Source organism: Microbispora catharanthi (genome assembly GCF_006334915.2).
GTDB lineage: Bacteria > Actinomycetota > Actinomycetes > Streptosporangiales > Streptosporangiaceae > Microbispora > Microbispora catharanthi.
In genome coordinates this window covers 1-20,347 of record NZ_VDMA02000024.1, presented here as the reverse complement: position 1 = coordinate 20,347, position 20,347 = coordinate 1, and the positions used below count along the sequence as shown (strand labels likewise).

At 69.7% G+C, this 20,347-nt stretch carries 14 protein-coding genes; 7 read left to right on the top strand and 7 right to left on the bottom strand.

What is annotated here, in order from left to right:
• Positions 1-26 precede the first annotated feature (26 nt).
• The 6 genes from FH610_RS34120 to FH610_RS34095 form a co-directional block, all read right to left on the bottom strand.
• Positions 27-1,115: a zinc-binding dehydrogenase gene (locus FH610_RS34120; RefSeq protein ID WP_139579364.1), complete on the bottom strand. Its 1,089-nt coding sequence runs from the start codon at positions 1,113-1,115 to the stop codon at positions 27-29.
• 72 nt (positions 1,116-1,187) lie between these two features.
• Positions 1,188-2,009 (bottom strand): class I SAM-dependent methyltransferase, encoded by an 822-nt coding sequence (locus tag FH610_RS34115; protein ID WP_139579363.1) that lies wholly within the window; start codon positions 2,007-2,009, stop codon positions 1,188-1,190.
• A gap of 16 nt (positions 2,010-2,025) precedes the next feature.
• The gene (locus tag FH610_RS34110; protein ID WP_139579362.1) at positions 2,026-2,628 is read right to left on the bottom strand and encodes a TetR/AcrR family transcriptional regulator; all 603 of its coding nucleotides are present in this window, start codon (positions 2,626-2,628) and stop codon (positions 2,026-2,028) included.
• A gap of 292 nt (positions 2,629-2,920) precedes the next feature.
• Complete coding sequence (locus tag FH610_RS34105) at positions 2,921-3,637, bottom strand: DUF3618 domain-containing protein (protein WP_139579361.1); 717 nt, start codon at positions 3,635-3,637, stop codon at positions 2,921-2,923.
• A complete protein-coding gene (locus FH610_RS34100) occupies positions 3,613-4,011 on the bottom strand; it encodes a phage holin family protein (RefSeq protein ID WP_139579360.1) in 399 nt (132 codons plus the stop codon). Before FH610_RS34100 ends, FH610_RS34105 begins: the two co-directional genes overlap by 25 nt.
• Entirely contained in the window at positions 4,008-4,979 is a 972-nt protein-coding gene (locus FH610_RS34095) for an ATP synthase F0 subunit B (RefSeq protein ID WP_139579359.1), read from the bottom strand. The genes FH610_RS34100 and FH610_RS34095 overlap by 4 nt, the downstream gene beginning before the upstream one ends.
• Positions 4,980-5,614: 635 nt before the next feature.
• Between FH610_RS34095 and FH610_RS34090 the strand changes: the two genes are divergently transcribed.
• The 4 genes from FH610_RS34090 to FH610_RS34075 all read left to right on the top strand — a co-directional run bounded on the left by FH610_RS34090 (position 5,615) and on the right by FH610_RS34075 (position 10,485).
• A complete protein-coding gene (locus FH610_RS34090) occupies positions 5,615-6,934 on the top strand; it encodes a sugar ABC transporter substrate-binding protein (protein WP_205826271.1) in 1,320 nt (439 codons plus the stop codon).
• Positions 6,935-7,332: 398 nt separating this feature from the next.
• Positions 7,333-8,238 (top strand): carbohydrate ABC transporter permease, encoded by a 906-nt coding sequence (locus FH610_RS34085; protein WP_240809367.1) that lies wholly within the window; start codon positions 7,333-7,335, stop codon positions 8,236-8,238.
• The gene (locus FH610_RS34080) at positions 8,231-9,070 is read left to right on the top strand and encodes a carbohydrate ABC transporter permease (RefSeq protein ID WP_139579357.1); all 840 of its coding nucleotides are present in this window, start codon (positions 8,231-8,233) and stop codon (positions 9,068-9,070) included. Before FH610_RS34085 ends, FH610_RS34080 begins: the two co-directional genes overlap by 8 nt.
• Before the next feature lie 44 nt (positions 9,071-9,114).
• Positions 9,115-10,485: a GH1 family beta-glucosidase gene (locus tag FH610_RS34075; protein WP_139579356.1), complete on the top strand. Its 1,371-nt coding sequence runs from the start codon at positions 9,115-9,117 to the stop codon at positions 10,483-10,485.
• A 28-nt stretch (positions 10,486-10,513) separates the two neighbouring features.
• On the opposite strand, the gene FH610_RS34070 is transcribed toward FH610_RS34075, so the two are convergent.
• Positions 10,514-11,563, bottom strand: a complete 1,050-nt coding sequence (locus FH610_RS34070; RefSeq protein ID WP_139579355.1) for a LacI family DNA-binding transcriptional regulator — start codon at positions 11,561-11,563, stop codon at positions 10,514-10,516.
• A gap of 192 nt (positions 11,564-11,755) precedes the next feature.
• Here FH610_RS34070 and FH610_RS34065 point away from each other — a divergent pair, with 192 nt between their 5' ends.
• The 3 genes from FH610_RS34065 to FH610_RS34055 form a co-directional block, all read left to right on the top strand.
• A complete protein-coding gene (locus FH610_RS34065) occupies positions 11,756-12,289 on the top strand; it encodes a GNAT family N-acetyltransferase (RefSeq protein ID WP_139579354.1) in 534 nt (177 codons plus the stop codon).
• A 48-nt stretch (positions 12,290-12,337) separates the two neighbouring features.
• Positions 12,338-12,781 carry a protein-tyrosine phosphatase family protein gene (locus FH610_RS34060; protein WP_139579353.1) on the top strand — a complete coding sequence of 148 codons (444 nt, stop codon included), beginning with the start codon at positions 12,338-12,340 and terminating at the stop codon, positions 12,779-12,781.
• A 1,010-nt stretch (positions 12,782-13,791) separates the two neighbouring features.
• Positions 13,792-20,347: DNRLRE domain-containing protein (locus FH610_RS34055; RefSeq protein ID WP_139579352.1), on the top strand; the 6,556-nt coding region annotated here is incomplete at its 3' end.

Below are 20,347 nucleotides of genomic sequence, written 5' to 3'. Positions count from 1 at the left end.
CCCAGGCCGAGCCCGGGGCCGGCGCCTCAGCCGTGGGGTTCCACCATGACCTTGAGCCCGCGCCGGGAGACGGCGGCGGCGAAGGCGTCCGCCGTGGCCGCGAGCGGGAAGTGGTCGGTGACCAGCGACGACACGTCCACCGACCCGTTCTCGACGAGGCGGATGGCCCGGGGATAGGTGAGGTTCATCCGCCGGACCAGCGCGAGCGTGAGGCCCTTGCGCCGGGCCAGCGACGCGGGGAACGACGTGCGGTCCTCGTCGGGGATGCCGGCCAGCACGACCCGGCCGCCGGGCCGGGCCGCGGTCATGGCGACGCGCACCGCGTCGTCGTCGCCCGCCACCTCGAAGGCCACGCGTACACCGAGGCCGTCAAGCCCGTCGATCCCGGTCCACGCGGCGGGTCCCGCATCCTCGGGGGACAGGGCGTGGTCGGCGCCGAACCGCAGGGCGGCGGCGCGGCGGTGCGGCAGGGGATCGACGGCGACCACCGTCGAGGCGCCGGCGAGCCGGGCGAGCCGGACCACCAGCAGCCCGATCGGCCCGCACCCGACGACGGCGACCGGCGCCCCGAGCCCCACATGTCCCAGGTCCACGGCATGGATCGCCACACCGAGCGGTTCGAGCATGGCCCCGTCGCTGTCGGAGAGCGCGTCGGGCAGCGGGTGCAGCAGGTCGTCGGGCCAGGTGAGCCACTCGCGCAGGCCGCCGTCGAGCGTGCCGTGCCCGGCGAAGCGGACATCCGGGCACAGATTGCCGTATCCCGTCGCGCACACCCCGCACGTACCGCAGGGGATGGCGGGGTCGACCGCGACCCGGGTGCCGTGCCGTGGGCCGCCCTCGATCACTCCGGCGATCTCGTGCCCCACGACGAGCGGATCGTCCAGCACCGCGTCGCCGATGCCGCCTTCGGAGTACCAGTGCAGGTCGGAGCCGCACAGGCCGACCGCGGTGACGCGTACCAGGCTCTCGCCGGGCCCGGGAACGGGGCGAGGTTCCTCGGACAGCCGGATGTCGCCCACCTTGTGCAGCCGGGCGGCCCTCACGGCCTGGTCTCTCGCGCCATCACCGCTCCCCCTCGATCCGTCCTCCACCTTGATCGTAACCCTGCGCCCCATCGGGGGCTTCGCCGGCCTTGGCCATCGAACCTCCGCCGTCACCGGTGTTCGGCGTGCCGGCGGGGGCCGGCGTCAGAAGCGATAACGCAGGATCCAGCCGGGGTTCCTCCACGCGGGGACCAGGCCGATCAGGGCCACCAGCAGCCGGTAGTACAGCGGGGAGCGTCTGAGCAGGGCGGCGTCACCTGGGCTGCCGACCTCCGCGAGGCGAAGCCGGCGATGGAATCCTTCGACGTCGCGCGGGTCGTCGGGAAACCATTGTTCGGCGATCCCGAACTTCGTGAAAAGCGGCACCGGCCGTTTCTCACGCTGCTTCCTCACCACAGGGGAGGTGATGTTGAAGCAGATCTCGCCGCTGGGAAAATGCTCGACGATCTGGGTCAGGATCCGCCGTACGTCGTGTTCGGGGAGGAAGTTCAGCAGGCCGTCGGCGACCACGATCGCGGGTCTGTCGCGCGGGACGGAATCGAGCCAGCCGGGCTCGGTGACGGATGCGCCGACGGCGGTGTGACCGGGACGCGGGGAGTACAGCCGGCCGGCGATCTCGACGATGTCCGGGAAGTCCACGTCGTACCAATGGTGGCCGTCTCCCGGCTCGATGCGCCGGACACGGCTGTCGAACCCGCAGCCGATGTCGAGGACGACCGCGCCCGGCGTCCGGCCGAGGAATGCCCTGACCCAGTCGTCCATCATCCTCGAGCGCACCCCGACCGCGAAGCGTCCGAGGCCGAGCGGCTTGAACTGGTCGAAATCGAAGTCCAGCAGGTCGATCGCCCGCTGGGCCCACTCGTCGCCGAGGATCGGATGCCGGTCCCGGCTGTCGAGCCAGCGCAGGTAGAGCTCCAGAAGCGCGGTGACGCGCACTCCCGTGAAGTCGACGGGGATCTTTCGCATTCGGTCCTCCCGGTGATCACACCGGTCGCTCGTCCCTGCGGTAACCGGTCTGGTGGAGCACGGCCAGCAGAAAGTTCCGGATCTCGTCCTCGCTGCTGGTGTCGGGCTGGGTGGTGAGGTGCGTGCCGACCGCGCCGGTGAGAATCGTCTGGATGACACCGAGGTCGGCGGAGGGGGGGAACCTTCCGCGATCACGCGCGTGCTCCAGGCTGGCGCGGATCGCCTCCTCGCGCCGCCGGATGCTTGCGTTCCAGTACGCCTCGCGCAGGGCCGGGTAGTCGTGGAGCGACGTCATCAGCCGGCGGGTGAGCTGTCGTAGCCGGGGCCGGGCCAGGTGGTGGGCCCATGCGGCGAGCATCTGCTCGATGTCGACCGGCTCCGGCGGCGGGGGCGACGCGTCCTGGCCCGCGCCGATCGCGGCGACGAGCAGCCGGATCTTGTCCGGGAACCGCCGGTACACCGTCGCCCGGGTCACGCCGGCGCGCCGGGCGACCTGCTCGATCGTGACCGCGTCGATCCCGCGCTCGATCAGCAGATCCACGGCTGCCGCGAGGATGGCCCCGTCGATGTCCGCGCTTCGCGGACGCCCCGGCGGCCGCTCTCGCTCCGCTTCCCCCATGTTATTTACAATACAGTACAGCTCTGTATTGTAAATGCCTCGGTGTGGTCGGTTGGGGCTCGGACGGCTGTCGACGAGCACAACGCGCTCGAGGCGGTCCGGTTGCGCGGGAGTCTCTGCGGCCGCTGAGGGCGGCCAGGAGCGAGCGGAGCGGTCCGGGCATGCGGGAGACGAGCCGGGGAGCCAGGGGGAGGACGGGAGGGCCAGAGGAAGGAGCCGGGCGGGGACGGACACGCCGAGGGCCGGGCCCTTCCTGCCGGGCCCGGCCCTCGGAACGTTCCCACACGGGGTGCTACGACCGGGCCTGCCCGGTCATCTGCCGTGCCTGGTCGCGGGTCTGCTCGGTGACCTGGCGCGCCTGGTCGCGAGCCTCCTCGCCGGTGGTCCTGGTCGCCTCCGCGGCCGTTTCACGCACCTGCTGGACCGCCTGCCTGGCGTCCTCGCCCACACGCTGCGCGGTCTCCTGGACGGCCTGCTTCACCGGCTCGACCATCTCACCGGCCCGGTCCTTGACCTGCACGGCCGCCCGTTCCTCGGCGGAGGTCTTCGGCAGCAGGCTCGCGGCCAGCAGCCCCGCCCCGAAGGCGATCAACCCCGTGGCGAGCGGGTTGCCCTGCGTGCTGCGCATCGCCTGCCGCGGCGCGTCGCGCACGGTCTGGGCGGCCTGCTGGGCGCCGTGCCGCACCATCTCGCCCGCCTCGGCGGCGGTGCCGCGGACCGTCTCGCCCGCCTGTGCCGCCGCGTCGCGGACCGTCTCACCGGCGTGCGCCGCGGCGTCCCGCATCGTCCCCGCGGCCTCACCGGCCTGGTCGCGAACCGTGTGGGTGGCGTGTGCCGGCACTCCCATCACCTTCTCCCTCACCGATTGCGCCGCCTGGCGCACCCTGTCCGTACGGCGCCGCACGATGCGCGCCGGGCTCGTCCGGTCGGCGAGCCGGTCCACGTCGGCGGCGAGTTCCGCCCGCGTGATCTCGATCTCGGCCCTTATCTCCTCTGGGCTCGCGCCCATCGCACGTCCTCCTTCAGCGTCTCGATGGTCTGCTCGGGCGTGGGGTTCACCTCGCGCATGCGCTCCCTGCCCCGTGCGAACAGCACCCCGCCGATCACCGCCCACACGGCCGCGACGATGAGCGCGGCCCAGGCCAGGTCCATGACGTTGCCGAGCCCGAACACGACGGCCAGCGTGACGAGGAGCGCCACCATGTATCCGGCGAAGCCGGCCCCGCCGAGCATTCCGGCGGCCTTGCCGGCCTTGGCGGCCTCCTGCCGGATCTCGGCCTTGGCGAGCTCCACCTCCTGGCGGAACAGCGTGGACAGGTCCTCGCCGATCTCCCCGACCAGCTTGCCCAGTGAGGGCTCGGCGGGCGGGCTGGGGTAGCTCATCGCGGGCCACCTCCGTTGCCCGGCGTCCCCGGATAGCCGTCCGCGTGGCCGTCGGGGCGGCCGTCCCGGATCTCCTCGGACGGGTAGCGCGCGCCGGTCGTGTAACCGGTCCCGGTGCCGTCGCGCGTTCCGTCACCGGCTCGATAGCCGTCGCCGGTGCCGTACGACGGTGAGGCGGTCACGCCGGTTCCCGGGCCGCCGGTGCCCGTGCTCCCGCTCACCGACTCTCCGACCAGGGTGTGCTGCGTGCCCGTGCCGTACGTCGTCGGCGGGCGGGTGCCGTACGGGGCGGACGAGGGCGATCCGGAACCGTATGCGGCGCCGCTTCCGTCGGCGTCGGTGCCGTATGCGGTGCCGGAGTCGAACCGCCTCGCCGCACCGTCGGCGTGGGGGTCCTCGGCCGAGGCGACGGCCTTGACGGCACGTCCCACGAGGAAGCCCGCGACCAGGGCACCGGCGAGGAACAGCCCAGGGCGACGCCGCGCGAAGTCCTGTACGTCGCGCACCGCGCCGTGCAGGCCCTCGGTCTCCAGGTAGTCGGCGGCGCGGTGACCCTGCTCCGCGACCTGCTGGACCACGCCCCGCATGGGGGAGTCGGGCTTGGAGTTGTCGCCGATGGCCTCCAGCTCGCCGGTCCACTGCCGGATCGCGCCCGCCGCGCGCCTGCTCTGGTGCCGCGCCTGCTCGTCGGTGTGCCTGCGCAACTGGTGGAGAACCTGCCGAGTCTGCTCCCTGGCCTCGTGGGCCACCGTACGCGCCTGGTCCTTGGCGGTGACCGCCACCTCGCCGGCGGCCGTCCTGGCCTCGTGCGCCGTCTCCTGCGCCGCCTGCCGGACCTGCTGCGCGGTGCCCTGCTGCGGGGCGCCCTGATATCCGGTCCCCTGCTGTCCGGCCTGCTGCCGGCCGGCGCCCTGCGGCAGCTCGCTTCCCCCGGCGTATGTTCGCGTCTCGGTATGGAAGTCGCTCACTGAAGCCTCCTTGGGTCGAAATCGTCCCTGGAGCGGCGAGCTACCCCCGAAGTCCGAACGGACGCACAAATTGCTCAAAAAAGTCAAAAAGGCGTATAGGCCTGGTCAAGTGTCCTGCGTACAGGCCTGAACGGGCGGGGCGGGGGCGGTGCGGCACCCCGGATGGGAGGCCGGGGGCGTGCCCGGCACGCGGTTGGGAAACGGCGGCCTCTCTTCGGCGGAGATGCGGGAAAGCGAATTGGAGAGCGCTTTCCCAGAGCCTGGACCCCGATGACCACCCTGTCAAGGCCGGCCCTCAACGCGGCGGAAATCCCCAGTTCAGCGGGGGAAAGCGCAGTCGGAGCGGTCGGCTGCGCGGGCGCGGGGGAGGGCCGCCCCTTGACACTCTTCGCCTTCCGCGACACTCTCCTCCTTGGAGAGCGCTCTCCAAGCCGATGGCGGTGAGGAGAGCCCGTGCTCGCGTGGCCGACGCCTGTCACCTGGGGCGACTCCCGCGCATGCGGGGTCGTCCGCGCCGCGCTGTGGCAAAACCGCGCTGGCACAGCACCGCTGGCACAGGCGCAAGGACCGTTCACCCCCCAGGCCGCCGCCCGCACGGGCGGGCGGTCGCACCCGCAAGAGTGAGGACAACACCCGTGCGCAGACGCAAGCCATATCTCTTCGCCGTCGCCGGAGCCCTCGTGCTCGCCGCGACCGCCTGCGGTGCCGACGACTCGTCGTCCAAAGCCGGCTCGGCCGGTGGGAGCGCGGCCCAGACGATCACCTACTGGGCGTCCAACCAGGGCACCAGCCTGGAGAACGACAAGGAGGTGCTCAAGCCCGAGCTGGACAGGTTCACCAAGGAGACCGGGATCACGGTGAACCTGGAGGTCGTCCCCTGGGCCGACCTGCTCAACCGGATCCTCGCCGCGACGACGTCGGGAAAGGGCCCGGACGTCGTCAACATCGGCAACACCTGGTCGGCCTCGCTGCAGGCGACCGGGGCGTTCGTGCCGTGGGACGACGCGCTGCTCAAGACGCTCGGCGGCAAGGAGCGCTTCCTCGGCCCCAGCCTCGCCGCGACCGGCGCCCCCGGCCAGCCGCCCACCGCCGTGCCGATCTACGGCATGACGTACGGCCTCTTCTACAACAAGAAGATGTTCAAGGAGGCCGGGATCGACAAGCCGCCGGCCACCTGGGACGAGCTGATCGCCGACGGCAGGAAGCTGACCAAGGACGGCAAGTGGGGGCTCGCCGTGGAGGGAGCGAGCGTCAGCGAGAACGCCCACCACGCCTTCATCTTCGGGCAGCAGCACGGCGCGGACCTGTTCGACGCCTCCGGCAAGCCGCACTTCGACTCCGACCAGGAGGTCGCGGCCATCAAGCAGTACCTCGACCTGATGGCCGCCCACAAGATCGTCAACCCGAGCAACGCCGAGTACGCCAACGGCACCGAGGCGGTGCAGGACTTCGTCTCGGGCAAGGCCGGCATGCTGATGTGGCAGTCGATCGCCACGCAGCTCAAGCAGGCCGGCTGGACCGAGGACGACTACGGCCTGGCCCCGATCCCGCTGCCCGACCCGTCGCAGGGCGGCAAGCAGGTGAACGCGATGGTCGCCGGCATCAACCTCGCCGTCTTCAAGACGGCCGCGAACAAGGACGGGGCGCTGAAGTTCGCCCAGTTCATGACGTCCAAGCAGACCCAGCAGAACCTCAACAAGGCGTACGGCTCGCTGCCGACCGTCACGGACGCCTACGACGACCCGGCGTTCGAGAGCGAGACGATCAAGACGTTCCAGCAGATCCTCTCCACCACGGCCGCGCCGCTGCCGCAGGTGGCGCAGGAGAGCCAGTTCGAGACGCTCGTGGGCAACGCGATGAACCAGCTGTTCGCCGACGCCGCGAGCGGCAAGCCGGTCACCGAGGAGGCCGTCAAGGCCAAGCTGACCGAGGCCAACCAGCAGATGGGCGGCTGAGCGGCCCGGTAATCCGGCGCCGGGCGGAGGCTCCGCCCGGCGCCCCGACGCAGACCCTCGACATCGAGAGGAAGTCCGTGACTCCTCCGTCCCCTGAAGAGGACGGCTTCTCGCTGTCCCCGGCCGAGGTGGCCGGGGCAGGCGACGGCCAAGCCCTGACCGATGCCCCACCGGGGCGTACAAGGACGGCATCAGGCGAGCGATCCCCTCGCCGGACGGATCCGGCGGTCCACGCATCGGATTCGACGGTGGTGCCCGCCACGTCCCGGCCCGCCGCGTCCCGGCCCGCCACGTCCCAGCCCGCAACGTCCCGGCCCGGCGCGGGACGAAGGCCCGCGTCTCCAGACGGCCCTCCGCCTCCGGGCGGCCGGCGGCGGGGGCTCGTAGACCGGGTCCCGGTGCGGTTGCGCCGCGTCGCCCTGCCCTACCTGCTGATTCTTCCGGCCGTGCTGCTCGAACTGCTCGTCCACCTGGTGCCGATGCTGATCGGCATCGGGATGAGCTTCCTGAAGCTCACCCAGTTCTTCCTGCGCAACTGGTCGGCCGCGCCCTTCGCGGGGCTGGACAACTACAGCGTCGCGGTCGACTTCGACAGCGCGGTCGGCCGCTCGCTGCTGCACTCGTTCCTCGTCACCGTCGCGTTCACCGTGCTCACCGTCGGGCTGTCGTGGCTGTTCGGCATCTGCGGCGCGGTGCTCATGCAGGGCTCGTTCCGGGGCCGGGCCGTGCTGCGCGCGCTGTTCCTCGTGCCGTACGCCCTGCCGGTCTACGCCGGGGTGATCACCTGGAGCTTCCTGCTCCAGCGCGACTCGGGGCTCGTCAACCACGTGCTCGTGGACCAGCTGCACCTGTTCGGCGAGCGGCCTTTCTGGCTGATCGGGGCCAACAGCTTCTGGTCCCTCATCGTGGTCTGCGTGTGGCGGTCGTGGCCGTTCTCCTTCCTCGTGCTGATGGCCGGGCTGCAGAACATCCCCGACGACCTGTACGAGGCGGCCGCGATCGACGGCGCGGGCTGGGGCCGGCGACTGCGCGCGGTGACGCTGCCCATGCTGCGCCCCGTCAACCAGGTGCTCGTGCTGGTGCTGTTCCTGTGGACCTTCAACGACTTCAACACGCCGTACGTGCTGTTCGGCAAGTCGGCCCCGCACGAGGCGGACCTGATCTCGATCCACATCTACCAGAGCTCGTTCGTCACCTGGAACTTCGGCTCGGGCTCGGCCATGTCGGTGCTGCTCCTGCTGTTCCTGCTGCTGGTGACCGCCGTGTATCTGGTGGCGACGTCGCGGAGGAGAAACGATGCGTGAGCCCCGCTGGCTGCCGTGGGCGCGGTGGGCCGGCCTCGGCCTGCTCGGCCTGTTCACCCTGACCCCGCTCTACGTGATGCTGACCTCGGCGATCAAGCCGCTGCGGGACGTGCAGGGGGACTTCCACTGGATCCCCACCACGATCACGCTTCGGCCGTTCGCCGACATGTGGCGGACGGTCCCGCTGGCGCGTTACTTCGCCAACAGCCTGATCGTGTCGTCGGTGGCCGCGCTGGTGTCGGTCCTCATCGCGATCTTCGCGGCGTACGCCATCAGCCGCTTCCGCTTCCCCGGCCGCCGGATCTTCTCGGTCACCGTGCTGTCGACGCAGATGTTCCCCGGCATCCTCTTCCTGCTCCCGCTGTTCATGATCTACGTGAACCTCGGGACCGCGCTCGGGGTCGAGTTGTACGCCAGCCGCACCGGGCTGATCATCACCTATCTGACCTTCTCGCTGCCGTTCTCGATCTGGATGCTGGCCGGATATTTCGACTCGATCCCCACGGCCCTGGACGAGGCCGCCCAGGTGGACGGCAGCGGCCCTATCGGGGCCCTGCTGCGGGTCGTCCTGCCCGCCGCCACCCCCGGTATCGTGGCCGTCGCGATCTACGCGTTCATGACCGCGTGGGGGGAGGTGCTGTTCGCCTCGGTCATGACCGACGAGTCGAGCCGCACGCTCGCCGTCGGCCTCCAGGGGTACGCGACCGAGAACGACGTCTACTGGAACCAGATCATGGCGGCCTCACTGGTCGTCAGCGTCCCCGTGGTGGCCGGGTTCCTGCTGCTGCAGCGCTACCTCGTGCAGGGCCTCACCGCGGGCGCCGTGAAGTGAACGCTCACCGTCAGCACCACCATCGAACCAAGGAGAACCAGCGAATGGAGCCGCAGCGCGGCCACGCCCCCGATGTAACCGCTTTCAACGATTTCGTGTGGGGCGTCGCCACCTCGGCCTACCAGATCGAGGGCGCGGCCCTCGAGGACGGCAGGCTGCCCTCGATCTGGGACACCTTCTGCGAGGTGCCCGGGGCGATCGACGGCGGCGACACCGGCGAAGTGGCCTGCGACCACTACCACCGGTGGCGCGAGGACGTCGGCCTGCTCGAACGCCTCGGCGTGGACGCCTACCGCTTCTCGGTGGCCTGGCCGCGCGTGGTGCCCGGCGGCACAGGACCGGTCAACCCGCGCGGGCTCGCCTTCTACGACCGCCTCGTGGACGCCCTGCTCGACGCCGGCATCCGGCCGTTCGCGACCCTCTACCACTGGGACCTGCCGCAGGCGCTGCAGGACCGCGGCGGGTGGCCCGAGCGCGACACCGCCCAGCGCTTCGCCGACTACGCCGCCGTCGTGGCCGAACGGCTCGGCGACCGCGTCGCCGACTGGACGACGCTCAACGAGCCGCTGTGCTGCTCCTGGCACGGGCACCTGGAGGGCTCCATGGCGCCCGGGGTGAAGGACCTGGAGGCCGCGGTCCGCACGTCCTACCACCTCCACCTCGCCCACGGCCTGGGCACGCAGGCCGTACGGGCCGCGGCGCGGCTGACGCCGTCGATCGGGATCGTCAACAACCTCAGCCCGTGCGACCCGGCGACCGACAGCGAGGAGGACCACGCCGCCGCGCGGCGCCTCGACGGGCACGTCAACCGGTGGTGGCTCGACCCGGTCACCGGCCGCGGCTACCCCGAGGACATGCTCGCGGTGTACGGCGTCGACCTGCCGATCCGGCCGGGCGACCTGGAGACGATCGCCGCCCCGCTCGACTACCTGGGCGTCAACTACTACTTCCGGCAGGTGGTGGCGGCCGACCCCGAGGGGCCCGTGCCGTACGCGCGGCAGGTCGAAGTGCCGGGGGCGACCACCACGGCCATGGGCTGGGAGGTCGACGCGGGCGGTCTGGAGCGCCTGCTGGTGCGCCTCGCGCGGGAGTACGCCGCGCCCCGTCTGTACGTCACCGAGAGCGGGTCCGCCTGGCCCGACACGGTCGGCGCCGACGGAACGGTCGACGACCCGGAGCGCCTGGCCTACCTGGAGGACCACATCGCGGCCTGCGGCCGGGCCATCGAACAGGGGGCGCCGGTGGCGGGCTACTTCGCGTGGTCGCTGCTGGACAACTTCGAGTGGGCCTACGGATACGACAAGCGGTTCGGCCTGGTGCACGTCGACTACGGGACCCAGGTGCGGACCGTCAAGTCGAGCGGCCGGCGCTACGCCGAGATCATCGGAGCGAGCAAGCGGCTGCGGGTGGCCTGAGAGAGGCGAACGGGGCGCAGGTGGTCCGTCAGGCCGACTCGCGGACCACCAGCGTCGGCTGCACGATGACCGAGGTGACCTGGAAGTCCGGGTCCGCGGCGTGCGCGAGCAGCAGGCGGGCCATCTCGGCCGCCATGTCCTCCATCGGCTGGCGCACGGTCGTCAGCGGCGGGCGGCAGGTGACCGCGGCGCTGTCGTCGAACCCGATCACCGCGACGTCCTCGGGCACCCGTCGCCCGAGGTCGCGCAGCGCGAGCAGCGCGCCCTGCGCCATGAGGTCGTTGGCGACGAAGACGCCGTCGATGTCCGGGTGCTCCTTCAGGAGCCGGTGCATGCCGGCCTCTCCGCTCGCGGGCATGAAGTCGCCCTCCACGGCCGGCACGTACGGGTGGCCGTGGCCGGCCATGGCCTCCTGGAATCCCGACAACCGGTCCTGGGCGGCGGGCACGTCGAAGGGGCCGCTGATGGTCGCCACCCGCCGGCAGCCGCGCGCCACCAGGTGGTCGGCCGCCAGCGCCGCGCCGGCCCGGTGGGCGAGGTCGACGTAGCTGATCGGGATCGGCCGGGCGGGCCGCGCCCACAGCACGGCGGGCAGCCCTGCGTCCACCAGCAGCTTCGGCAGCGGGTCCTCGCCGTGCGTCGAGACCACCAGGGCGCCGTCGGCGCTGCCCTGCCGGAGGAACGACACGACGTCGTCGCGGGTCTGCGCCGAGTCCGCCAGCATCAGCACCGGGTGGATGCCCCGCGGCCGCAGATATCCGACCACGCCGCTGGCGACCCGGCCGAAGAACGGGTCGGCGAAGACGCGGGACTCGAACGGCTCGCCGCCCTTCGCGTCGCCCGCGCCCGACACGACCAGCGCGACCGCTCCCGTACGGCGGGTGACGAGGGAGCGGGCGGCCCGGTTCGGCACGTAGCCGGTCGTCGCGATGGCGCGGTGCACCGCCTCCTGGATGTCCGGCGCGACGTTGCGGATACCGTTGATCACCCGTGAGACGGTCGCCCGGGACACTCCCGCCACGCGGGCCACGTCCTCCAGCGTGGGGGCTCCCGACGTGTGCGGGAGATCGGTGCTCATGCAGCCATTTATAGCACGGGGGTGGAGAGCGCTCTCCGGCGTCGCGGGGGCGGCGGCCGGACCAGTGGTCACGGATCGGGATGCGATGATCGGCTACTGCGCCCACCGCTCGAGCCGGACAAGGTGAACGTCCCTCCGGCCCGGTGAGTGAGGCCGCCCGCACTCGAACGACCGTGAGGAAGAGCGACAGGAATGCCCGATCACCTGGCACTTCGACCCGTCACCGAAGCCGACCTGGACGCCTTCGACTCGGCCTTCCAGAGCGAGAGCGGCGCGACTGCGCACCAGTGGTTCGGATTCACCCCGACCATCGCGCTGCGGGAGGCGCTGCGCACCCGCGGGCTCCTGGCCGGAGCCGACAACATGCTCGCCGTGACGGTGGACGGCGAGCTCGCGGGGCGGGTCGAGTGGCTGGAGCGGCGCTGGGGCCGCCGTGACACGTCGCTGTGCTGGGAGATCGCCGTGGGCCTGCTGCCGGACTGGCGGGGCAGGGGAATCGGGACCCGGGCCCAGCGGGAACTCGTCCGCTACCTGTTCACGCACACGCGGGTGGAACGCGTCCAGGCGACCACCGACCCGGAGAACACGGCCGAGACACGGTGCCTGGAGAAGATCGGATTCCGGCTCGAAGGCGTGGTCCGGCGGGCCCAGTGGCGAGGCGGGCGCTGGCACGACCAGCTCCTGTACTCCATCCTGCGGGACGAGTTCGACCTCGCGTCCGGATGAGCCGGAAAATCCGCTGCCAGAGCGGCACGGCGGGGGACAAGATGAGACATGCCCATCGATGATCTTCCCGGTGTCATCCGGCTTCCCGACGGCACCCCGGTGCGGGGCCGCGGCCTGAGACGTCCCACGCCGCCGGGCGTCCTGCCCGACTACGGCCTCTACCTGGGCGGCCGGCGGCTCAGGCACAAGCACGACCCCGGCCTCACCTGGCCGCACGAGTGGATCGACTGGCCCGACTTCCTCCTGCCCCACGACCAGGAGCACGCGATCGACCGCATCCGGGCGCTGCACGCGCACGCGCAGGCCGGCCGCCGGGTCGAGGTCGCCTGCGGTGGGGGAATCGGGCGTACCGGCACCGTGATCGCGTGCCTGGCCGTCCTGTCGGGCCTGCCCGCCGATCGGGCCGTCGCCTGGACCCGGGCCGAATACCACCCGCGGGCCGTGGAGACGCCCTGGCAGCGCCGCTGGGTGCTGCGCTTTCCCGCGTCCTGACGGACGGCCCGCGCTTTCCGTACCCCTAGGTGTACTGATCACGGACGTTGGTGACGTCGGTGGAGAGACGCGACCTTGAGGTTGCATGGGTGAGGGCTTTCGCGGCTCGGTGTGTAGCGACCAAACCGCAGCATCGACCAGATAGCCCTCAGTGCTCCACCGTAACGCCCCGCTGACCGAGACCGGATGTCTTCGCCTGGCCCGCTCAATCGACGAGGACGGCGGAGCATCCGCCGCGCAGCCGAACGCTTACCGGCCAGCACACCGAGCGGCGGATCGTGAAGCCACGGGTGACCCTCCGGTGGGGGTCGGGTGGGGGTCGGGTCCGATCGCCGCGCGCCTCGGCATCGCCCCCTCCACCGCAGACGCCGTGCTGCGCCCGATACAAGGCGCCTCCGCCGGCCCATCTGGACCGCGCCAGCGGACGGCGTGCGTGCCGCTACGAGCACGACCTGCCCGGGTCTCAGCGGTTGGTCCACAGATGCCAGAACCAGTCGCCCTCGGATCGGAGCAGGTGTAGTGCTCCCAGTGGCCTCGGTCGATCCCTCCCTGGCCAGCTGCTACGCACTTGGCCTCTGCACTCGGCCGGCGCCAGTGGACGGCTGTCTCCTTGCCCGTTCTCAAACTCGTCCAACTGCCCGAAACCTCAGGGCGATACCACCATTAAGATCACGCTTTGGTAACGCTGTGTCTGATTTGACCTTGGACTATCACGGACTGTCACGTTGACGGATTGTCGCCTGCAACGTCCGGTTTGGGATCTTTGGCCAGCTAAATGACTCGTTCCAACATGTACGAGCACACGTTCGAGTCCGCGGATGATCACTTTGCGTTGATCTTGACGGATTGTCGGGTTTTTGGCTTGATCGGTTCGTTTTTAACTTCTCCTTATCTCGCCGGAAGGGGCTCGCGTGCGCCTGTCGCCGTCGAACCGTGTCCTGAAACCATGGAAGAGCGGATCCGACCCGGGTGGACTAAGGCGCCGCGGGAGGTTACGCCGTGCGGTCGCTGTGATCGCGGCCCTGGTGGTGCTGGCGTCGCTGGCGCCGGCCGCTCCGGCGAACGCGCAGACGGTCGCCTCCGCTGATACGCCTGGGCTTTTGACGCGCCTGGCGACCTGGCTGGGCAGTAGTGTCGCCGCGTTGCTCGCCGAGGACCCCAAGGGGGAGATGCGGCCGAGTAACGGCAAGATCACCCTGCCCGGGCGCAGCGCCGCACCATCCCAGAAGGCGAAGACGGCTCCGCCGCCGGGCAAGCGGGTCAAGGAGCTGACCGGCAAGCGGTCGCGTTACGCGACGGTGTATGAGCTGGAGGACGGCCGGCTCCAGGCGGAGGTCTCCTCCAGGCCAGTTCACTACCGGGACGCCTCGGGTAAGTGGCAGAAGATCGACACCCGCCTGCAGGGCGCCTCCGAGGAGGGCTTCAGCCAGGGCAACGACACGGCCGGCTTCTCCTCCCGCTTTGGGGACAAGACCGACAAGCTGGCGAAGGTCAAGCTGGGTGACCGGCAGGTCACCCTCGGCGTGGCCGGCGAGGCCCGGCAGATCACCCCGTCGGTGAAGGGGTCGTCGGTCGCCTATGCGGGGGTGTGGGACGGCGCGGACCTGACGTACGCGGTCACCGCGGAGGGGGTCAAGGAACTCCTCGTTCTGAACAAGCCGCCGGCGGCGGGGGCGTCGTTCTCCTTCACGGTGAAGACCGGTGGGGTGGCTGCCCGGCAGCAGCAGGACGGGTCGATCGTCTTCGAGGCGGCTGACGGGTCGGGTCCGGTCTTCATGGTGCCCAAGCCGTTCATGGTGGACGCGCAGGCCGATGCGGCGTCGCCGTACGGCAGGCGGTATTCGACCGCGGTGACCCAGACCGTGGCCCAGCAGGGCGCGGAGGCGACGATCACGATCACGCCGGACGCCGCCTGGCTGGGCGCTGCCGACCGTAAGTGGCCGGTGGTGATCGACCCGACGTTCCACGTCGTGTCGGATCACATCGACGGACAGGACGCCTACGTCAGCTCCGCCTCGCCCAAGGTCAACTTCGACGGGTCGTGGAAGCTGCCGGTGGGCAAGGCATCCTCCAAGGACACCGACCGGGCGCTGCTGTACTTCAACATGCCCACCGAGCTGCCGATCGGCGCCCAGGTGGACGAGGCCCGGCTGGAGACCTACTTCGACCAGGCCCTGGGTGAGGCCGGGGCGGTGACGGTCGAGGCCCATGAGATCACCTCCGAGTGGGACGCTTTCGGCGTCACCTGGGCCAGCCAGCCGACATTCGCAGCCACGGTGGAAAGCAGCGTCCGGCGCAACCCCGGGGAGCTGTCGCGCTGGCACTCGTTCAACGTGACCGGCATGGTGAACCGGTGGATGTCCTCGGTGGAGGCCCCCGCCTACGGGATCATGCTGAAGGCGGCCGACGAGGGGACGACCGGGGCGATCGGCGGCCCGGTGTATGAGGCGGGCGAGGACGTCTACGGCGGCGACGGGATTCTGGGCGAATCGCTGAACGCGCCCAGACTGGTGATCACCTACGGCAAGCCCAGCGTCAAACTGAACCCGGTCACCCGGGCCACCTCGGTCGGTGCCTCGCTGTCGTGGACGGCGTACGCCGACCCCACCCCGTCCGATGATTCCGACGACCTGGTGGCCTATCGGCTGCGCCGCTGGTGCCCCTCGGCCTGCCAGGTCAACCCCAGCGGCGGTCTGGTGAACTCGCTGATCACGACGTTGCCGCCGGACGTGACCTCCTTCGTCGACACCTCATCCGGTGGTGACCCCGAGGCGGTCGCCGACCCGGCCTATGTGCACGAGGCCAACTACTGGGTGGAGGCGGTGCTGGCCAACGGCGAGGTCGTTGCCTCGCCCGAGCAGCGGGTCATCCTCCCCAAGCCGGGCAAGGTCGCCGTCATCCTGTACGGCGGCGCCGACACCACGCTGGCCTCCGGTGAGGCTTCAACCGGTCACGACACCGTCGGCGGGAACAAGTGGCTGCAGGTGGGCAACACCACCACCAGCGCAGGCAACACTCGCGCCGTCATCGGCTTCGGCGACTTCGCCGACAAGATTCCCGCCGACGCGCAGATCAGCGAGGCGACGCTGTCGCTGTGGGGCACCACCAGCACCGGCTCCGGGGTCACCTTCAACGCTCACAAACTCACCCGCGCCTTCGACGAGACGGCCACCTGGAACAGCCCGTGGTCCAGCGCGGGCGGCGACTTCGACGCCACCGCGCTCGGCAGCGTGTCCGGTGTGACCGCGGTGCCCGGCTGGCGCACCTGGACCGTCACCGATGCGGCCAAGGCCTGGATCGCCGACCCCGCGAGCAACCGCGGGCTGCTGGTCAAGGTCGCCGACGAGGCCGGCAGTGCCAAGCAGCAGGCGTCCTTCCTCGCCACGGAGGCCGACGAGGGCCGCCTCGCGCCGCGCTTGCGGGTGACCTTCGCCGACACCAGCACCTCGGCGGCGTTCTTCGCGCCCGGCACCCCCGAGCGGATGGACACCGGCACCACCGCGCAGATCCCGGTGGTGCTCACCAACACCACCGCCCAGAACTGGCCGGCCTCCTCCACCGTGGTGAGCTACCACTGGCAGCTGCCCGACGGCACCGACATCTCCACCCCCGACAACCAGCTCAAGACGCCGCTGCCGGCGGATCTGGCACCAGGGCAGACGACGCTGGTGCAGGCCGAGGTGAAGGCGCCGGCCGTGTCCGGGGCCGGCACCAACCTCGCCGAGGGCGTCACGCTGGTGTGGGACGTTCAGGACACCGTCACCAACAACTGGCAGTCCTCCTCTCATCAGCTGCCGACCCTGCCGCAGCAGATCCGCGTCGACTCGCCCACCAGCGACCTGCTCGGGGCGGAGAAGTTCTACGCCTACACCGGCAAGAACACCGGCGCCGGATCGACCGCGCTGGTCAACCCGTACGCGGGCAACCTGATGTGGTCCTACAACGCCTTCACCAACCCCTCCCGCGGGGTGCAGACGTTCGTCCGGACGACCTACAACAGCCTGGACACCTCCGCCTCCTCGATGGGGTACGGCTGGTCGCTGCAGACCTCGACGCTGCAGCGGCTGGGCTCCCAGCTGCAGTTCCACCCGCCGGGCCAGTCCTGGCCCAGCCAGGTGCGCATGACCGACGGTGACGGCACCACGCACGTGTGGACGCTGGACACCCACGGCCAGGACGTCAACGACTGCACCTACACCACCTGCGACTACACCCATCCGCGCGGGGTGCACCTGTACCTGCAGCGGGTGGACCCCAACGACTACTACCCCGACCGTGAGCTGACGGCCCAGCGCCGGTGGGTGTTCACCAAGCCCGACCGCACCCAGTTCTTCTTCGACGACGAGGGCTTCCAGTCGGCGATCGTGGACAAGAACGGCAACACCATGTCGTTCACCTACGAACGGCGCCGGTCCAACAACAAGCCGACCAAGTTCCTGCAGACCATCACCGACGCCGCCGGGCGCACGACGCTGTCGCTGACCTACTACAAGAAGGGTCAGGACTACACCTACATCAACGACGCCGGGGACGAGGTCGCCGACACCAAGCTGACCAACCCGCACATCATCGACCAGGTCGAGTCCATCACCGACATCTCCGGCCGGAAGGTCACCTTCACCTACACCGACAAGGGCCTGATGGCCAAGATGGTCGACGGTGCCGGCGACGATCAGGCCAAGACCTTCCGCTTCACCTACGACGCCACCCAGGGCAACAAGAACGTCAAGCTCGTGGCGGTGAAGGACCCGCGCGGCCACTCGACCGCGTTCTCCTACTACGAGGCGCCGGTCGACCCCAAGGACAAGTGGAAGGCCGAGAACCTCACCGACCGGCTGAACGGGGTCACCCACTTCGACTATGTCGACCCCGACGGGCCGCAGGGCGGGATGATCCACGCCACCGTCACCGACCCGCTGCAGCACGACACCAAGTACGTGCTGGACGCCTACGGCCGCCCGGAATCCATCACCAACGCCAAGAACGAGACCACGGCGCTGGAGTGGGACCCCGACCACAACGTCACCAAGCTGACCGAGGCCAACCAGGCGTACGCCACCTGGACCTACGACCAGAAGACCGGCTACCCGCTCGAGATGCGGGACGCCGAGGCCAACGCCAACAACACCAACCCCACCACGCTGGTCTACCAGACCTTCCTCAACGGCTACGTCGCCGACCTCATCACGAAGACCAGTCCGGAGTTGCGTACCTGGCAGTTCGGGTACGACACCAACGGCAACCTGAAGACGGTCACCGACCCGATCGGGGTGAGCACCGCCGCCGACGGCGACTACACCACCTCCTATGACTACGACTCCTTCGGCCAGCTGACCAAGGTCACCGACGCCAAGGACAACCCGACCCTCTACAGCGACTACCACCCCACCGGCTATCCGCAGAAAATCACCAACGCGGACCTGAAGGACACCACCTTCGTCTACGACGTCCGCGGCAACGTGCTGAAGGTCACCGACGCGCTGGGCAAACAGACCACGCAGACCTACGACATCTTCAAGCGGCCGCTGGAGAACAAGACCCCCAAGGACCAGAACGCCTCCCCGCCGGTCTTCATCACCACGCCGGCGCCGGTCTACGACCGCAACGACAACATCACGAAGATGACCGCCCCTAACGGGGCAGTGTCCACCGCGGTGTACGACGACGCCGACCAGTTGACCGAGTCGTACCTGCCCAAGGACACCGAAGGTGGGCCCGAGCGCAAGGCGTCGTTCACCTACGACGCGGCCGGCAACCTCAAGACGCAGACCGAACCGAAGGGCAACCTCACCCCCGAGGCCGGCGACTTCACCACCACCTATGAGTACGACCCGATCTACCAGCTGACCGACGTCATCAACGCCGAACAGAAGAAGATCACCTACACCTACGACAACGTCGGCAACGTCACCAAGGTCGTCGACCCGCGCAAGAACGCCACCGCGGACACCGCCGACTACACCGCGGAGTACACCTACGACCGCAACCACCAGGTCACCCACGTCAAGGACGCCGCCGGCTACCAGACGGTCACCGACTACGACCTGGACGGCCTGGTCGAGGGTGTGACCGACCAGGAGGGCAACAAGACCCTCCTCACCCTCGACAAGCGCGGCGCTGTGACCGAGGCCAAGGTCCCGCACTCGGAGACCGACGGCACGATCAAATACACCGTCACCCGGTTCACCTACGATGAGGTCGGCAACCAGACCAAGGTCATCACTCCGCGGGCGGTGGAAGCCGGGTCCACGACGGACTTCGTCCAGGAGACGGTCTACGACAAACTGAACCGGGTCCACGAGCAGATCTACCCGTTCGACCACAACGATCCGCTGTACAACAGCCCGGACAAGGTCATCTACAGCTACGACGCGGTGTCGCGGCTGGAGAAGATCTCCCACCCGCCGTCCCACGGGCAGACGATCCGCAACGACTCCACGATCTCCTACTGGGACAACGGGTGGACCAAGACCACCACCGACCCGTGGGACATCAAGACCACCTACGACTACAACGAGCTCGGCCAGCAGACCAACCGGACCGTCACCTCGGCCGGCGGGTCCTCCCAGCGGGCCGTCGAGTGGACCTACTACCCCGACGGCAAGCTGAAGACCCACTCCGACAACGGCGTCCCGCTCGGCCTTGACGTGGTGCTGGCCGACAACTCCGACACCGGCCAGGTCACCACCACCGGCACCTGGACCACCGGCGGGAACACCTCATCCTTGGTCGCCGGGCCCACCGTCGCCGGCACGTCCGGCTTCACCGGCTACGACTACGCCACCGCGCCGGCCGGCACCGGGGACGCCAGCTTCACCTGGAACCTGACCATCCCCTCGGCCGGCAGCTACAAGGCGTACGTGCGCTACCCGTCCGGGGCGGGCGCGACCAACGCCAAGTACACGGTCAAGTACGACGGCGGGCAGGACACCAAGACCGTCGACCAGACCGCCGACCCGGGTGAGTGGGTCGAGCTGGGCAGCTACACCTTCACCGAGGGCATCACCCACTCGATCACGCTGACCAACGACGCCAACGGCACCGTGACGGCCGACTCGGTCAAGCTGGTCCGCGACAACAGCGGCGACACCGACAACGAGAAGAAGGACTTCGAGTACTTCTACGACGCCAACGCCAACCTGACCCAGATCAAGGACCAGACGCCGACCGCGAAGATCGACACCTGGGACGTCACCTACACCGGGCTCAACCAGGTCCAGCAGATCCTCGAGAAGCTGAACAGCACGGTCAAGAACACCACCACCTACGACTACAACGAGAACGGCGCGCCCATCACGCGCACGCACGACAAGACCGTCGCCACCTACGGCTACGACATCCGCGATCTGGTCGAGCGGGTGTCCAACGCCAAGTCGGCCACCGATGCATCGCCGAAGGTCACCACCTACACCTACACGGCCAAGGGTGAGCGGCTGAAGGAGACCAAGGCCAACGGCAACACCGTCGACTACGACTACTTCCTCGACAGCCTGCTGCGCCACTCGATCGAGAAGAAGCCCAACGGGACGATCGTCGCCGAGCACACCATCGGCTACCAGGCCAACC

Coding starts and splice junctions, on each gene's coding strand:
- FH610_RS34075 (WP_139579356.1), top strand. CDS start 9,115: ATGGAGCCGCAGCGCGGCCACGCCCCCGATGTAACCGCTTTCAACGAT.
- FH610_RS34105 (WP_139579361.1), bottom strand. CDS start 3,637: ATGGGCGCGAGCCCAGAGGAGATAAGGGCCGAGATCGAGATCACGCGG.
- FH610_RS34080 (WP_139579357.1), top strand. CDS start 8,231: ATGCGTGAGCCCCGCTGGCTGCCGTGGGCGCGGTGGGCCGGCCTCGGC.
- FH610_RS34100 (WP_139579360.1), bottom strand. CDS start 4,011: ATGAGCTACCCCAGCCCGCCCGCCGAGCCCTCACTGGGCAAGCTGGTC.
- FH610_RS34065 (WP_139579354.1), top strand. CDS start 11,756: ATGCCCGATCACCTGGCACTTCGACCCGTCACCGAAGCCGACCTGGAC.
- FH610_RS34120 (WP_139579364.1), bottom strand. CDS start 1,115: ATGGGGCGCAGGGTTACGATCAAGGTGGAGGACGGATCGAGGGGGAGC.
- FH610_RS34070 (WP_139579355.1), bottom strand. CDS start 11,563: ATGAGCACCGATCTCCCGCACACGTCGGGAGCCCCCACGCTGGAGGAC.
- FH610_RS34060 (WP_139579353.1), top strand. CDS start 12,338: ATGCCCATCGATGATCTTCCCGGTGTCATCCGGCTTCCCGACGGCACC.
- FH610_RS34115 (WP_139579363.1), bottom strand. CDS start 2,009: ATGCGAAAGATCCCCGTCGACTTCACGGGAGTGCGCGTCACCGCGCTT.
- FH610_RS34110 (WP_139579362.1), bottom strand. CDS start 2,628: ATGGGGGAAGCGGAGCGAGAGCGGCCGCCGGGGCGTCCGCGAAGCGCG.